The 14797-nt window shown below is 61.0% G+C and carries 16 protein-coding genes; 11 read left to right on the plus strand and 5 right to left on the minus strand.

The window, feature by feature from the left end:
- Positions 1 to 269: 269 nt before the first annotated feature.
- On the minus strand, positions 270 to 602 hold the full coding sequence (locus tag MTX36_RS09435; protein WP_243619470.1) for a hypothetical protein: 333 nt from the start codon (positions 600 to 602) through the stop codon (positions 270 to 272).
- Between the two features lie 442 nt (positions 603 to 1044).
- Between MTX36_RS09435 and MTX36_RS09440 the strand changes: the two genes are divergently transcribed.
- Positions 1045 to 1236, plus strand: a complete 192-nt coding sequence (locus MTX36_RS09440; protein WP_243619676.1) for a recombinase family protein — start codon at positions 1045 to 1047, stop codon at positions 1234 to 1236.
- Between the two features lie 8 nt (positions 1237 to 1244).
- Here MTX36_RS09440 and MTX36_RS09445 read toward each other — a convergent pair whose 3' ends face one another.
- Complete coding sequence (locus tag MTX36_RS09445) at positions 1245 to 1814, minus strand: DUF2567 domain-containing protein (RefSeq protein ID WP_243619471.1); 570 nt, start codon at positions 1812 to 1814, stop codon at positions 1245 to 1247.
- A 120-nt stretch (positions 1815 to 1934) separates the two neighbouring features.
- On the opposite strand from MTX36_RS09445, the gene MTX36_RS09450 reads away from it, so the two are divergent.
- Positions 1935 to 3092, plus strand: coding sequence for a TDT family transporter (locus MTX36_RS09450; protein WP_308198210.1), 1158 nt, complete (start codon positions 1935 to 1937; stop codon positions 3090 to 3092).
- Positions 3093 to 3153: 61 nt separating this feature from the next.
- On the plus strand, positions 3154 to 6474 hold the full coding sequence (locus MTX36_RS30230; protein ID WP_243619472.1) for a DUF4132 domain-containing protein: 3321 nt from the start codon (positions 3154 to 3156) through the stop codon (positions 6472 to 6474).
- Between the two features lies 1 nt (position 6475).
- On the opposite strand, the gene MTX36_RS09460 is transcribed toward MTX36_RS30230, so the two are convergent.
- Both MTX36_RS09460 and bioB read right to left on the minus strand, forming a co-directional pair.
- Entirely contained in the window at positions 6476 to 6700 is a 225-nt protein-coding gene (locus MTX36_RS09460) for a hypothetical protein (RefSeq protein WP_243619473.1), read from the minus strand.
- Complete coding sequence (bioB, locus tag MTX36_RS09465; RefSeq protein WP_243619474.1) at positions 6697 to 7710, minus strand: biotin synthase BioB; 1014 nt, start codon at positions 7708 to 7710, stop codon at positions 6697 to 6699. Before bioB ends, MTX36_RS09460 begins: the two co-directional genes overlap by 4 nt.
- A 124-nt stretch (positions 7711 to 7834) precedes the next feature.
- Between bioB and MTX36_RS09470 the strand changes: the two genes are divergently transcribed.
- From MTX36_RS09470 to MTX36_RS09480, 3 genes are all read left to right on the plus strand, one after another.
- Positions 7835 to 8473, plus strand: a complete 639-nt coding sequence (locus MTX36_RS09470; protein ID WP_243619475.1) for a TetR/AcrR family transcriptional regulator C-terminal domain-containing protein — start codon at positions 7835 to 7837, stop codon at positions 8471 to 8473.
- A gap of 189 nt (positions 8474 to 8662) precedes the next feature.
- Positions 8663 to 9073, plus strand: a complete 411-nt coding sequence (locus MTX36_RS09475; RefSeq protein ID WP_243619476.1) for a VOC family protein — start codon at positions 8663 to 8665, stop codon at positions 9071 to 9073.
- Complete coding sequence (locus MTX36_RS09480) at positions 9073 to 9447, plus strand: VOC family protein (protein ID WP_243619678.1); 375 nt, start codon at positions 9073 to 9075, stop codon at positions 9445 to 9447. The genes MTX36_RS09475 and MTX36_RS09480 overlap by 1 nt, the downstream gene beginning before the upstream one ends.
- A gap of 6 nt (positions 9448 to 9453) precedes the next feature.
- Here MTX36_RS09480 and MTX36_RS09485 read toward each other — a convergent pair whose 3' ends face one another.
- Positions 9454 to 9612 carry a hypothetical protein gene (locus tag MTX36_RS09485; protein ID WP_169632206.1) on the minus strand — a complete coding sequence of 53 codons (159 nt, stop codon included), beginning with the start codon at positions 9610 to 9612 and terminating at the stop codon, positions 9454 to 9456.
- Between the two features lie 271 nt (positions 9613 to 9883).
- Here MTX36_RS09485 and MTX36_RS29815 point away from each other — a divergent pair, with 271 nt between their 5' ends.
- The 5 genes from MTX36_RS29815 (at position 9884) to MTX36_RS09505 (ending at position 14790) form a co-directional block, all read left to right on the plus strand.
- Positions 9884 to 10012 (plus strand): hypothetical protein, encoded by a 129-nt coding sequence (locus tag MTX36_RS29815; protein ID WP_279394416.1) that lies wholly within the window; start codon positions 9884 to 9886, stop codon positions 10010 to 10012.
- Between the two features lie 103 nt (positions 10013 to 10115).
- Positions 10116 to 10481: a tail fiber domain-containing protein gene (locus MTX36_RS09490; RefSeq protein ID WP_243619477.1), complete on the plus strand. Its 366-nt coding sequence runs from the start codon at positions 10116 to 10118 to the stop codon at positions 10479 to 10481.
- Positions 10482 to 10491: 10 nt separating this feature from the next.
- A complete protein-coding gene (locus MTX36_RS09495; RefSeq protein ID WP_243619478.1) occupies positions 10492 to 12423 on the plus strand; it encodes a GAF domain-containing protein in 1932 nt (643 codons plus the stop codon).
- Positions 12424 to 12528: 105 nt separating this feature from the next.
- Positions 12529 to 13812 (plus strand): hydroxymethylglutaryl-CoA reductase, degradative, encoded by a 1284-nt coding sequence (locus MTX36_RS09500; RefSeq protein ID WP_243619479.1) that lies wholly within the window; start codon positions 12529 to 12531, stop codon positions 13810 to 13812.
- A gap of 6 nt (positions 13813 to 13818) precedes the next feature.
- A complete protein-coding gene (locus MTX36_RS09505; RefSeq protein WP_243619480.1) occupies positions 13819 to 14790 on the plus strand; it encodes a hydroxymethylglutaryl-CoA lyase in 972 nt (323 codons plus the stop codon).
- Positions 14791 to 14797: the final 7 nt, after the last annotated feature.

Raw genomic sequence — 14797 nt, forward strand, 5'->3', positions numbered from 1 at the left:
CGCCTCAAGGATCGTGATCTCGGCCGTCCGATGACCGACCGGAACACCGAGACCTGATCGCATAAACGCATGCAGGGGTCAATTTTCAGATGCCGGAAAGGGGTCAAAATTCAGATGCCGTTGACAGACTTCCATCGAACGTATAGCTTCTTCCGGCAGCGAGTCTTCGTCGTAGCTTCCGAGTGCCGATTGAGATCCGAAGATCACCACCTGCGATTCCTCCACCTACCCGCACGCAGCGATCACCGCTTCATCGAGGTCACTTCGGTTCACTCGCGAGTTCTCTTGAGAAGGTCGAGTACATGTAGGCGTTCGCTCTCGCTCAACAACACCGACAGAGGCGACATGTTTCGCATCTCACGGTCGGTCTCGGTATCGGAGACGCTGATCTTGCGAACGGTGTCGATGTCGTTGTCCGCGATGATGCGTTCCCACTGGTCCAGGCACTTGCGGAGCATGTTCCCGTGAACGTGCTCACGGTTGGTCTGCAATCTGGTGCGCACCTCGGCGGTGTTGATCGAGAGGTGTTCGCGGTCGATCTTGTCCAGGACCGCTTCGTGGACGAGTTTCTTCCGGACGACTTTCAACGGGACCGTAGACATCTGCGGCTCCCTTTATCTTCGATGTACCGGTGTTGACCAGGCCATTTTCCGATCAGCGTACCTGTTTCGCGGCCTCGGGCACGGTCATCGGAATGACTTCGGTCAGCTTCTGCCCGATCGGCCCTACTCACCATGCAATACATACAGAGGTCTATTCGTAGAATCCGATAGTGGAATGTTGATCGGATACGCATGGTGCGCCTCGTCTACAGACGACGAACAGGGCCAACGCAAGGCTCTCGCCAAACGTTTGGTGTTGATGCCGCTTCGATCCACATCGACCACGGCCTGACCCGGACAGACCGACCCAGACCTGCACTGACAGCGACGCTGACAGCGCTCTCGGCCCGCGACACCCTGGTTGTCACGACCCTCGACCGATTTGGCTCGCTCCGTCGCGGACCTGGGTCAGATTGCCACTGACCTTGTTGAACGGGACGTGGTGTTGATGTTCGACATGAAGGTCCACGACCCTCGGGACCTGAACGGGCGAACGGTCTTCGACATGCTTTCCAAAACATTCAGCAAGTTCGAGACCGAACTGATCCGGCTGCGCGCGATGGAAGGCAACGCCCGCCGCAAAGCCGCCGGCGGCTTCACCGGCCGTATGAAGCCGTCCGCCAGCACCGGATAGAGCGATGCTCACGGCAAGGCAGGCGTCGAAGGTTCAGGCTGCCCAGCATCCTCGGCATCCGGCTCATCCGAATGGTCGCCGACACCGAGATCGTCATACGGACTGAGTGCCGTAAGAACCAACGTCGTGATGCACGCCGCAAACGGTTGGACTATCAGCACCAAAAGTGTTCCGATTCCGGGGGCAAAGGCGATGATGTCCCCCACCGGCGGATTGTCGACGGTCGGGAATCGCAACTTTGCAACGCCGATCCCGACCGCCGCCATCATGGCGGTGCCGAGTGCCGAACCGATGATCAACCCGCCGAGTGCGTACGGCCCGCGACCCAATCGAGGGAGCCAGGCTGCTACCGCCGAGAGCACTCCGACGATCAGCGCAAGCCAGAAGAAGATGGCGACAGAGTCGAATTGATGAACGCTTTCTCCAGTCAACGCAACTCCGCGGCCTTCGGAAACCACCAACAGATGTTCGGCCGGAGCCAGGAATGCCCACAACACACCGAACAGTCCACTGACGCCAACGGTCGTCGCCGCGATCAGGAGTGCGGTGCGCAGTCGGGTCTGCCGTAGAGAGATCACACTGTGTGACGGTACCTTCTTGGCGGCACCGAAAATTGCCCCTCGAGCGGGTACCGACGCGGCTACGCTGACTGAGTATCCGATACCGGCACCAATCGGCGCGCCAAGCAAGGAGCGATCGTGGTTGCAGCCCGTCAGCCTTGGCTACTGTCCTCCCTGCAATCACGAGGGCAAATCTTCGGAAACATAGGCCCCAATTGGTTTGCATCCGTGATGGGCACCGGGATTGTAGCCACTGCGGGCGCAACACTTCCCGTGCAGATTCCGGGCCAGCAGGTGTTTGCACGGGTGGTGTGGGTTATGGCTGCTGCGTTGCTGGCAGTCGTGGTTGTTGCAGTAGCAGCGCACTGGGTGCGTAATCCGACCGTGGCCCGCAGCCATGCCTACAACCCGCAGATGGCGCACTTCTACGGCGCCGCGCCCATGGCGTTTCTGACCGTCGGCGCCGGAGCACTCCTGGCCGGAAAATCTCTCATCGGGGAACGCGCTGCCGTGAACCTCGATTGGATACTCTGGACACTCGGAACCGTCGGCGGACTCTTCACCGCCATGACGATTCCCTATCTGATGTTCACTCAGCACAAAGTGGAATCGGACGCTGCCTTCGGCGGGTGGCTGATGCCCGTCGTACCGCCGATGGTCTCCGCCGCGACCGGCGCACTGCTCATCCCTCACATGGCGCCGGGAACCGGTCGGACGACCATGCTCTACGGCTGTTACGCCATGTTCGGGCTATCACTGTTCGCGTCATTCATCATCATCACCATGGTGTGGAGTCGCCTGGCGCATTTCGGCACCTCCGGCACCGCCCGAGTCCCGACACTGTGGATCGTGTTGGGGCCACTCGGTCAATCGATCACCGCCGTTGGGCTTCTCGGCGCCAACGCACATCTTGCCGTGTCACCGCAATTGGCCTCAGGGATGGGAATTTTCGCGATCGTGTACGGAGTGCCGGTCTGGGGTTTCGCGGTGTTGTGGATCGGATTGGCCACAGCACTCACCGTGCGCACTGCACGCAGCGGAATGCCGTTCGCTCTGACCTGGTGGAGTTTGACCTTTCCTGTTGGCACCTTCGTCACCGGCACAACACAATTGGCCTTGCACACAGAACTCCCGGCGTTTCGCTATGCCGCCGCGGTCGCTTACATCGGCCTGCTGGGAACGTGGGGTCTGGTCGCAGTCCACACCGTTCGTGGCAGCCTTCGCGGAAATCTGTTCCTGCCACCGCCCTCGACAGGTCCGATCAAAGCCCGCAAGTTTCCACAGGTACCGACATGACCGACGAGCAAGTTGCGGACGACGAACACGGTTGAACTTTCCTTTGCATAGAGTCGATTGAGTGAGGAGAGAAAATTTCGACTGGCAGGTACCCGTGTCCTGGTGGCGACGGGCAGAGGCATTCCGTGGTCGCGGACCTCGGCCGACCCTCAGGCCTGCGGCATCGGTCGGTGCACAGATCGATAAACTGCTCGAACGGCAAGCCGGCTACATCACGAGCACGTTGGGGCATTCGCTGACGCCGCCCGCCTTGACGTCAGCCGCACGGGAGTTTCTGGACGCTCGGACAAACGGGGGAACGCCCCCGGTGCTGGGCGCTGCGGTGTTGTGGGCTGTCGCCCCTAACTATGCCGAGTACATGATGCGGGTGCCGTTCGTGGACGACCTGGTTCACAGATTCGGTGTCTCGTTCGCAGCAGAGACTGCCGTGCTCGGTGCCGGGTTGACCATCAGCTATCACCAACCCTCCCGTGAAGCCCCTACCGTGGCCGCCAGTTCCGTCGGACCTCGTTCCCCGGCAGACACCATGAACTTCGGAATCTACGAGCCTCACAGCCGATTACGCTCGATGGTCGCCGGGCTTGACGATGCCGAGTACATCGCTCTTACCCACACACTGGGCACGCATCGAGGTTCCGTGTTCGCCCAGAATCTCACAACGTCATTTCTCCTGCCGACCGAACAAGACTGGCTGAGCGAAGACGTCGGAACGCTGTCGACAGTCGACGAGCACCACTATCAGGTAGGCCTGCCACTCCTGGCCGGCACCACCGCTCTCGAACAGGCAGAACACTTCTTCGACCTCGGCCCGTCACGCGATCACACGATCTGGATGATCGGCCAACGAATCAACCTCGTGTACAGCATGTGTGCGAACATCGGCCCAGGCTCCGAATACCTAGTGGCCGAGATATTCGAAGGCAATGTCTCAGCTCAGCACAAGAAGAAGGCCGTCAGCATTCTCGCCCAATTCGACACCGACGCAGCGTTCGAACTGTTGCTGGACCGGTTGGGGCAAAAGTACATCGAACCTGCTGTTCTCGAGGCTATGGCAGGATCACCTGAACGGACTGCGCGTCTCTTGGCGAGCAGAAAGCCGACTACAGCTACCGCAACACTTCTGAGCGACCACGTGAAGGTTCACCCAACCCTCGCCTCCGTCCTGCCCGAAGTGAAAGTCACCGAGGCGTCCACGCCGCCAGTGTCTGCGCCGCGGGTGCCGTCGAGCGAACTACCACCTCTACTCGCCGACCCTCCCTGGAAACATCGACGCCGCCGAACCCCTCCGATAGTTCTGACACTGCAGGCACCTGTGAGGCCACTCTCGACAGCCTGGAAGAGCGGGGAACGCGAGGCCTGGAAAGAGTACGGCGAGATGCACCGTCCGTGGGTCAATCGATCCTGGGAGGACATTGTCGCCGACATCATGGCCCAGCGACCCACCCACTGTTTCGATGCACTCGCCTACGCGCCGGAAGATCTGGTGAGCCCTTTGCTGACCGATCAATCACTACCCCAACGCTACTGGCACTCCGAGCATCACCTGCGTCGCATTCTCGGCCGATTCGACTCGGACGCCGCTCCGTACATTCTTCAGATTTCCGTCGCCCGGCCGGCGAGCAATGCACACCTACTACTTCCGATCGACGGCAGCGAAATATCGGCACACATGATGCGGTGGCTCGGATCGAAGTCACTTCGCCCGACCGCCCAGCAGTGGTTCGACAGACATATTCAGAGTGCGGCTGCCGATGTTGTCGTCACTGCGCTCGGCACACCGGGAGCGGATCGTTCCCGAGCCGAGACAACACTACGAGAACTGGACCGCACAGGCCACCGCGGAGTTTTGCTCGAAACAGCCCGTTCCTACGGCAAACCTGCCGAGGTCGCAGTAACGGGATTGCTCGACGCTGATCCTTTGGCCCAGCTTCCATCGCGAATGCCGACGCTTCCCGACTGGTTGAATCCGATTCTGTTGCAGCCCGTCACAATTCGCGACACCGACAGAGCAGTTCCGGACGAATCGATATTACATATCTGCACGATGTTTGCGCTATCGCGACCTGACGACGTGTACGCCGGGATCGAAATCCTGCGAGAGCTCGTGGACTCCGATTCGTTGGCCGACATGGCGTGGAGTTTGTTCGAACGATGGTCCGGCGCCGGCTTCCCCACCGCTCAGGGATGGGTACTGGACGCACTGGGAATCGTCGGAAATGACGACACCGCAAGGAAACTGACTCCGCTGATCCTTACGTGGCCACTGCAATCGGCGCATCGGAGGGCGGCCGCAGGGTTGGAGGTGCTGGCGAACATCGGCACCGACGCAGCACTCGGAGCATTATGGCGCATCTCGCAAGGGCTACGGTTTCCTGCGCTCCGAGAGAAGGCTGACGGGTGGATCAGAAGAATCGCGGACGAACTCGGACTCAGCCCTCTCGAACTCGCCGATAGGCTGGTCCCGGACCTCGATCTGGATGCGAACGGAACCACCGTTTTCGACTACGGTTCACGATCCTTCCTCCTGACCTTCGACGAAAAACTCCGGCCCCTCGTGTTCGATTCCGACGAACGGCAATATGCTCGGTTGCCTCGCCCAGGTCCGGCCGACTCCGCCCATGCCGCCGCCGAATACAAGCGTTACACAATCCTGAAGAAGGACCTGGGTGCGGTTTCCGCCGAACTGATCACCCGACTCGAACATGCGATGATCTCGGGGAGACGCTGGACAATGGCGAATCTACGCACGCATCTGGTCGAGCATCCATTGATGTGGCATCTCACCAGTCGCCTGATCTGGTCCACGGTCGCCGACGCCGACCAACCGAACAGGACCTTCCGTTTCTCACAGTTCCGGACGCCCATCGCTGCCGACGGGATCGAATTGACTATCGACGACGCTACCGAGGTCTCATTGCCGCATCCGGTGAACCTGGGACCTGCAAGATCCATTTGGGCCGATGTCCTGCACGAACTCGGGCTGGTTCAGCCATTCGAGCAGACCGAGCGTGCGACCTTCGACGGCGAGATCGGGCCGATCCTTGCTGCGCTAGAGGGAAGGAAGACCCCCACCCGACAGCTGTTGGCTTTGAAGGCATTCGGCTGGATACGGGAGGAGCCTCAAGACCGCGGCGCGCAAATTTCGCTGAGCAAGCAAGTCGATACCGGCCGCCAGGCGACCATGATGGTGTTCCCCGGTTTCAATGCAGCCAACGCACTCCAGTGGGAGGAACAAAAGATCATCCACGTATTCGTCACCGGCGAGCGCAATCCTCCTGCACTGTCCCCCATTGCGGCGTCAGAGTTGGCGCGCGACCTCGCTACTGTCGATGTTCAGCCAGTGACCGGCAACGAAACTGACTTCGACGGCGCACCAGAGTGACCTATCGGAGCCTCGCGTCGATCGAGTCGGTCACTCCGTGCCGGGAGCACTTGGCCCACCAGCCATCGGGACTGATCTGGACGATCATGCGTCGGCCGCAGTGTTCACAGAACCGTGGTGGCTCGAGCCCCATCGAGGCAGCGGCCGGCGTCGGATCGTCAACACCGTCGACGATCCGACGCCCCGTGAACGGGTTGTACCGCTCCTCGGTCAATGACTCACTCACAGTGTGTCGTTGAGTGCTTTGATCGGCATCTGCAGATCGATCAACAGATCGAGGTCGCTCTCTGCCGGACGGCCGAGTGTGGTGAGGTAGTTGCCGACGATCACGGCGTTGATGCCGCCGAGAATTCCCTGCTTCGCCCCCAGATCACCGAGCGTGATCTCGCGGCCGCCTGCGAAGCGCAAGATGGTGCGCGGCAAGGCAAGTCGGAATGCCGCAATAGACTTGAGCGCCTCACTGGCCGGCAGTACTTCCAGATCACCGAACGGCGTGCCCGGACGCGGATTGAGGAAGTTGAGCGGCACCTCGTCGGGTTCGAGTTCAGCCAAATTGGCAGCGAATTCTGCTCGCTGCTCCAATGTTTCGCCCATTCCGAGGATTCCACCGCAGCACACTTCCATGCCTGCTTCGCGGACCATCCGCAGAGTGTCCCACCGCTCCTCCCACGTGTGAGTAGTCACGACGTTGGGGAAATGGGACTTCGAGGTTTCCAGATTGTGGTTGTAGCGGTGCACACCCATCGCAGCGAGTTGGTCGACCTGTTCCTGCGTCAGCATGCCCAATGAGCAGGCGATCTGGATGTCGACCTCGTTGCGGATGGCCTCGATACCGGCTGCCACCTGTGCGAGCAGCTTCTCGTCAGGCCCACGGACCGCGGCGACGATGCAGAACTCGGTAGCTCCCGACTTTGCGGTCTGCTTGGCGGCTTCCACGAGGCTGGGGATGTCGAGCCAGGCTGCGCGGACGGGCGACTGGAACAACCCCGACTGAGAGCAGAAGTGGCAGTCTTCGGGGCAGCCGCCGGTCTTGAGGCTGATGATGCCTTCGACCTCGACTTCCGGTCCACACCATTTCATACGCACATCGTGGGCGAGGGCCAGGAGATCTTCGAGCCTGTCGTCGCCCAGCCGGAGTACGTCGAGCACCTGGCTTTCGCTCAGTCCTTCGCCGCGTTCGAGGACTTGCTCGCGGGCTTGGTCGAGAATGTCGACGGTCACGGATGCCGAGGTCACAGGAGACTCCTTCGATTAAGCAAAATTGAACACCGTACAAGTTGAACGGTGTTCACGTTAGAGACGTGGTGGAATACTGTCAAAGGCAGGATCGATCCACACCTACCCGGAACGAGGGAAACAAGTGCAGTTGCGACGCGGCGACGTTTTGGACGGCGCCATGGCGATACTCGACGAGTTCGGGTTGGCCGACCTCACGATGCGCAGACTCGCAACATCACTCGGGGTTCAACCCGGCGCACTGTACTGGCACTTCCCCAACAAGCAGACTCTGCTCGGCGCCGTCGTCGACAAGATCCTCGAAGACCTCGACGCCCCCAGCGATACCGACAGCTGGGGAGAGGCGTATTCCGAACTGGCACACAGACTTCGGGCTGCCCTTTTGGCACACCGCGACGGCGCCGAGTTGGTCAGCGCGACCTTCGCGTCACGCATGACCAGCAGCAAGGTTCGTGAACACTTCGTCGCAGCGGGCACCGATTCCGGACTGTCCCGCGAGCACTCCGAACTGGCCGCCTACGCCTTGCTGTACTACGTGCTCGGCCACACCGTCGACGAGCAGTCTCGCGCCCAGATGGAGGAATTCGGGGCTCTGACCAGAGCACCTATCTCCCCCGACTCCCCCGAGGTCATCGGCAGCGGATCCGACGAGGACCTTTTCGCCGGCGATCCCACGGTGCGCTTCCAATTCGGCCTGGACCTGTTTATCGACGGGATCCGCGCCCGCCTGGCAAGCCCGCACGTTGCGCTCCACAATTCCTGAGACAGGTCAGGCGCACCACGCATGAATGCACACAACCGTGCGTGGGGCGCCGCATCGCGCCACTTGAAGGCGAGTTGCGTGCAACAACGAACACGCAACACCGATAGCGATTACTTTCACGGTTCTGGGCAGTCTATAGATCAGTGGCGAAACACCTTTTCGCCGAAAAGACTGCTCGCAGGAGGAACCATGTCCGGATCCAGCATCGGAAGCATCTTGCTTTCCAGCACCAACCCTGACCGACTACGCGACTGGTACGCCGCTGCCTTCGCACCGAAAGTCGATCGAACTCCCGGCGAACCTGGCTATGACGTTCTCGACTTCAACGGTTTCTACATGATGATCGACAAGCGCGACGACATCGGCGATACCAATCCCCAACCCGGCAGGATGTTCCTGAACGTCGAAACCGACGACGCACGCTCGGTGGCAAAGCGCGTCGACGAACTCGGTGGAGCCTGGTTTGCGCCGCTCGAAGAGCGCGACGGAAGTTGGTTTGCTACCGCAATCGACCCCGACGGCAATTACATTCAGATCATCGAGTTCAGTGAAGCAGCGCATGCCGAGATGGAGTCCGCGATGAGTGAGGGCGGCGCATGATGCTCGGAGCAACCAAAGCCATCAGCGGATTCTCGGTGGACGACATTGCTTCCGCGAAGAATTTCTACAGCGAAACTCTCGGACTAAAAGTCACCGATGAGGAAATGGGACTCATTCGTCTGCATCTCGCGGGCGGGACCGAGATACTTGTCTATCCCAAGCCGAATCACGAACCCGCGACGTACACGATCCTGAATTTCCTCGTGGACGATATCGACGGAACGGTCGACGAACTGACCTCACGTGGAGTGGAGTTCATCAAATACGACGGATTCCCTCAGGAAGAGAACGGCGTCATGCGAGGTAACGGACCAGATATCGCCTGGTTCACCGATCCCGCCGGCAACGTGATCTCTGTCCTGAAAGAACCCTGACCGCAGTTAGCCGCTGAACAGTTGCGACTGGCGCTGTTCAGCGGTGTCCTCGTTGGAACGTTCCACAACAGACGCTGTGCGCTCGGACGCCAATTCCTCTGGTGTCTTCTCAATCTCGGCCGACTCCGTTGCACTGGAGTCGGAGAACAAATTCGATTCGTACATCTGCCACCCTTGTGATTTTCATCCGCCGCGATTTTCACCCTGTTTGCCGTCGAAACAGCGCCTATCCGGCACGGATGACTCAGCGGTTCATGAACCAGTCTTGCATGCCGCGCGTTTGCCGAAAAATACGGTCTCCACGGGTTGTCATCCGCTGTGCACCGGAGGAGCGTAAAAGGTGATCGAAGAGTGGGTTGAATGTGCGCGAAACTTGGCTCCACGACCGCCGTTTGCCCGCATAAAACAGGCATCCCATAAACTTCTTGGAGGAATCATGTTAGGAATCGCACTCGGTCTGGGCGGCGCCGCGATCGGAGTGGGTATCGGACTGCTGGGCGCGGGAATCGGAATCCTGATCAGCGACTCGACAATCAAGACCCACAAACGTGACCTCAGCGCCTGAGCGCACCGAAGTCGCTGACAATCGAACTCGAAGAACGCGTATCCGGGCCGGTATCCGGCACCCCGGGCGGTGGTTGCACTCGCACGTCGGGGTTCACCGCGGCGTGAGATCCGAAGCGCCGGCGCCGACGAGCGCCGAGGATGTACTGGAAAGACTCTGCACCCTGCACATCAGCACGTGGACATACGGTTTCGATCACGAATCAGTCCGCCATCTCGGACCGATGGCCCAAGACTTCGCGGCAACTTTCGGATTGGGTTCGAACAATAGGCAGATCGCTGTCGTCGACGCCAACGGTGTCTGCATGGCAAGCATTCAAGCGCTGCAACGACGCCTACTCGCACTGGAGGCCGAGGTGGCCAGACTGAACGACCAGCTTGCTGAAAACCGAAAGTCCGTCACTACCAAGGATAATCAATCTGACCGGCCTGGAACCATAGCGCGAACCCCAGATCGTCCGACGCTGTAGTTTATTTGATGTGACCGACACCGAACCACTCGACATTGCGTCATTGTTCGATGTCACCACCGACAACGTCGGCGATGAGCGTGCCGAACAGATTTTGATCGAATTAGGGCTTGACACAACAGATATCACGGAAGTCATGACTCGGATCCGTGGTAGCCGCTCGGAAATCCTGCGGCTACGCCGGCGTGAGAACGAGCTCGCGGTCCTCTACTCCAGTGCACGCGAGCTTGCGCAGGTCCGCGATGTCGACTCCCTCCTGCAACGCCTGGTGAACCGAGCCCACGAAATGATGGGTACCGACGTCACCTATCTTTCCGAGTTCGACGTCGTCACGCGGGATCTGAATGTGCGTAAGACGGCCGGTGCCGTCTCTCCCGAATTGCGTGAGCTCCAAGTTCCCGCCGGAGCCGGGCTGGTCAGTGCCATCGCAGAATCCCGATCAGCGCAATGGGTCCAGAACTACAGCGACTACACCGCGTCTCGGCACGACGACGCCGTCGACGCAGCCATCGTTGCCGAAGGACTGGTCTCGATTCTCGGTGTCCCGATGCTGTCGGACGGCCAGATTCTCGGTGTTCTGTTTGCTGCCGATCGACGTGAGCGCCGTTTCACCGCAGATCAGATCGCACTCCTGTCGGCCCTGGCCGACCACGCCTCCGTCGTCCTGCAGACGGCGCGCGCTCTAGACCGAGCGGAAGAATCCGCCGCCGAGACCGGCCGCGCACTCGATGAACTGCGTGAGCACGTCGCGGCCCGCGACAAATCCAACATCGTCCACCAAGATCTGATTCACGCGGTGCTGCGCGGCGGCGGGTACTCACAAGTTGCCCGAACCTTGAGCAAAGCACTCGAACGCCGCACCACCATCGTCGACGCAGAATTGCGCGCCCTCGTCACGTCGTCGAGTGAACAGATCACGACCGCTCCCCTCACCCTGACCAAGGCTGTGTCGGATGCAGTGGACGAGAGCCGGCGAAGCGGACGTTGCTCGACTGTCCAGGGCGGCAACAACACCATCGAACTGGTCAGTGCCATCACTGCCGGCGAATTATTTCTGGGCGCAATCCTGCTCGACCGCTCCGAAGGGCCTATCGGGCCCGTAGAACAACGCACGGTCGAGCGTGCAGCCCAGGTCACCGCCATTCTTGTCCTCCAACACACCGCGGCCGCAGCGGCCGACCGCCATGCGCGAGACGAGCTGGTTGCCGATCTTCTGAGTGCTGCGCCCGAACGACGCCGCGATCTGGGCCGCCGCACTCGCAACCACGGCGTGACTCTCGCCGAACTCGATACCGTCCTCGTCGTCTCGGTCCCACCGGAGCTGCGTCCTGCCACTCTCCGTGCGGTGCAACAGAATTTGCCCAGCGGAGCTATTGCGGCCGAACATGCGGGACTGATCGCGGTGGTGTCCGCGTCGGGCAATCCGGCGGCAGCGGCGACAATCGTTTACCGCCAGATCGCAGGATCAGTCGGTCCCCGTGCCGTTGTGATCGCACCGGCTGTCGCCGACCTTCCCGAGCATCTCCCCCAGCGCTTTACTTCGGCACTCCGGACTGCCCGCCTCCTTGTCGCGCTGGGAACTACGGACGGCGCGGTCACTACGGCGTCGTATCTGCCGTACACGGTTCTCTTCGGCGATCATCCCGAATTACTGCACGATTTCATCGACGACGTGGTCGGCCCGGTACTCGACTACGACCGCGAGCGCGAGACGGATCTGACGGCAACACTGCGCGCGTTGGTACACAACGAAGGCAGCCCGACCAAAGCAGCCCGCGCCCTCAACTACCATCCCAACACCGTCGTGCAGCGCCTCGAACGCATCCGAACGCTTCTCGGCGACTCGTGGCGTGACGAGGAAACCTTCTTTCGGGTTTCCATGGCCGTGAGGCTGCAAGAACTTCGCCAGAACGACATCTCAGACAAGTCGAATGGTGGCTAGTCCCATGATTTGATTCAATTCATGTGTCATTGACACATGGCCCAACACGCATTGACTTTCCTACTGTGAAGCGGAGCACAAACCCACTTCAGGAGGATGACCCCCGTGGCCAACAGCCGGGCAATCAACAGCCGCATCGCGAACTTCAGGTCCTACGACGTCGCCGCACGGCGCGCCGAGGTAGTCCGCCAGACCGACCTGACCGACGCCGACATCGCGGTGTACGACGACGGCGGACTCGGCATCGACCAGGCCGACCGCATGGTCGAGAACGTCCTCGGTGTCATCGGCATCCCCGTCGGCGTGGCCACCAACTTCACGATCAACGGTCGCGACTACCTGATCCCCCTCGCTACCGAAGAAGCCTCGGTTGTCGCAGCAGCAAGCAACGCAGCGCGCATCGCCCGCGGCCTCGGCGGCTTCCACGTCTCGAGCACCGCGCCGATCATGCAGGCACAGATCCAGCTGGTCGACGTCGTTGATCCGGCAGCGGCCCGAATCCGGTTGCTCGAAGCTCGCGACGAGATCATGGCCCTGGCCAACGAGCAGGATCCGAAGCTCGTCAGTGTCGGCGGCGGAGTCAAGGACATCTCCGTCCGCATCATTTCCTCCCCCGAAGCCACCTACGTCGTTCTCCACCTTCATGTGGATGTCCGAGATGCGATGGGCGCCAACGCCGTCAACACGATGGCTGAAGCCATCGCCGACCGCGTCGCCGAAATCGGTGGCGGACACGTCGTACTGCGTATCCTCACCAACAAGGCCGATCTTCGCCTGACCCGCGCACGTGCAGTCTTCGACGCCGAACTGATCGGTGGCCCGGAGGTCGTGGACAACCTCATCCACGCCGCCCGCATGGCCGAACTCGATCCGTACCGCGCCGCCACACACAACAAGGGCATCATGAACGGCATCAGCTCTGTTGTGCTTGCCACCGGAAACGACACGCGCGCAGTCGAAGCCGGCTGCCATTCGCACGCGATCAACGCTGACGGCATCTATTCCTCACTGTCTCACTTCGAGAAGAACGCCGACGGCAACATCGTCGGCACCCTCGAGCTTCCGATGCCGGTCGGCCTCGTCGGCGGCGCCACCAAGGTTCACCCCGCAGCTCAGGCAGCGATCAAGATGCTCGGAGTCGAGAGCGCCGACGAACTGGCCGGAATCATCCTCGCCGTCGGACTGGCCCAGAACCTTGCCGCCGTCCGGGTTCTCGCCAGCGAAGGCGTCCAGCGTGGGCACATGGGCTTGCACGCCCGCAACATCGCCGCTTCCGCCGGCGCCGAAAAACACGAGATCGACGCTGTTGTCGCCCGTCTCATCGCGGACAAGAGCATTCGTGTCGAACATGCGGAAACGGTTCTCGCCGAGATTCGCACGGGAAACTGACCTGCCATGACTGAATCAGTTGCGGGCTCGCCTGTCTGGAAGCCGGCGCCCCATCGGGTGCCGGCCCCAGGGCTGCCCACCTCGGTGCGTGTGTACGAAGTCGGACCGCGTGACGGACTGCAAGCCGAAACGAAGGTGATTCCGACCGAGACCAAAGTCGAATTCATCGAGCGTCTGGTCGCAGCCGGACTGCGCACGGTGGAGCTGACCAGCTTCGTCTCGCCGCGGTGGATCCCGCAACTCGCAGATGCCGCCGACTTGATGAGCCGGTTGAATCTGCCAGATTCGGTGCGCACTGTCGTACTGGTGCCGAATCTCACCGGTTTGGAGCGGGCACTCGCCGCCGGCGCCACCGAGGTGGCCGTCTTCGTCAGCGCCACCGAGGAATTTGCCAAGCGCAATCTCAACAACACTGTCGACGGCGCCCTCGCCGCGGCTACCGAGGTCACCGAATCTGCTCGGGCACTGGGACTTCCCGTCCGCGGCTACATCTCGATGTGCTTCGGCGATCCATGGGAAGGCGCAGTCAGCGTCGAGCGCGTCGCTGATATCGCGAAAGCCCTCGTCGACAGCGGCGCCACGTCACTCTCCCTCGGCGACACCATCGGCGTCGCAACCCCCGGACACGTCCTCGCTCTGCTCGACGCGATCCGTGCCCGAGGAATCGGAACCGAGATGATTGCGATGCACTTCCACGACACCTACGGGCAAGCACTGTCGAATGTGTACGCCTCACTGACAGCGGGGATAACCGAGTTCGACAGCGCTGCAGGTGGTCTGGGACGTTGCCCTTACGCAAAGGGCGCGACCGGAAACCTGGCCACAGAAGATCTGGTGTGGATGCTGCACGGCCTCGGCATCGACACGGGGATCGATCTCGACGCACTGACCGAGGCCAGCACCTGGATGGCCGAACACATCGGCCACACCAGTCCGTCGCGCGTCGTCAATGCTCTCCGCGCCGCCCAGCGCACCTGACCCATAC

This window comes from Rhodococcus sp. ARC_M6, from assembly GCF_022810305.1.
In the GTDB taxonomy this organism is placed as follows: Bacteria; Actinomycetota; Actinomycetes; order Mycobacteriales; family Mycobacteriaceae; genus Rhodococcus_F.

Bases quoted from the DNA above. Each gene is read 5' to 3' on its own strand.
- MTX36_RS09435 (WP_243619470.1), bottom strand. From the start codon at position 602: ATGTCTACGGTCCCGTTGAAAGTCGTCCGGAAGAAACTCGTCCACGAA.
- MTX36_RS09475 (WP_243619476.1), top strand. From the start codon at position 8,663: ATGTCCGGATCCAGCATCGGAAGCATCTTGCTTTCCAGCACCAACCCT.
- MTX36_RS09480 (WP_243619678.1), top strand. From the start codon at position 9,073: ATGCTCGGAGCAACCAAAGCCATCAGCGGATTCTCGGTGGACGACATT.
- MTX36_RS09485 (WP_169632206.1), bottom strand. From the start codon at position 9,612: ATGTACGAATCGAATTTGTTCTCCGACTCCAGTGCAACGGAGTCGGCC.
- MTX36_RS29815 (WP_279394416.1), top strand. From the start codon at position 9,884: ATGTTAGGAATCGCACTCGGTCTGGGCGGCGCCGCGATCGGAGTGGGT.
- MTX36_RS09505 (WP_243619480.1), top strand. From the start codon at position 13,819: ATGACTGAATCAGTTGCGGGCTCGCCTGTCTGGAAGCCGGCGCCCCAT.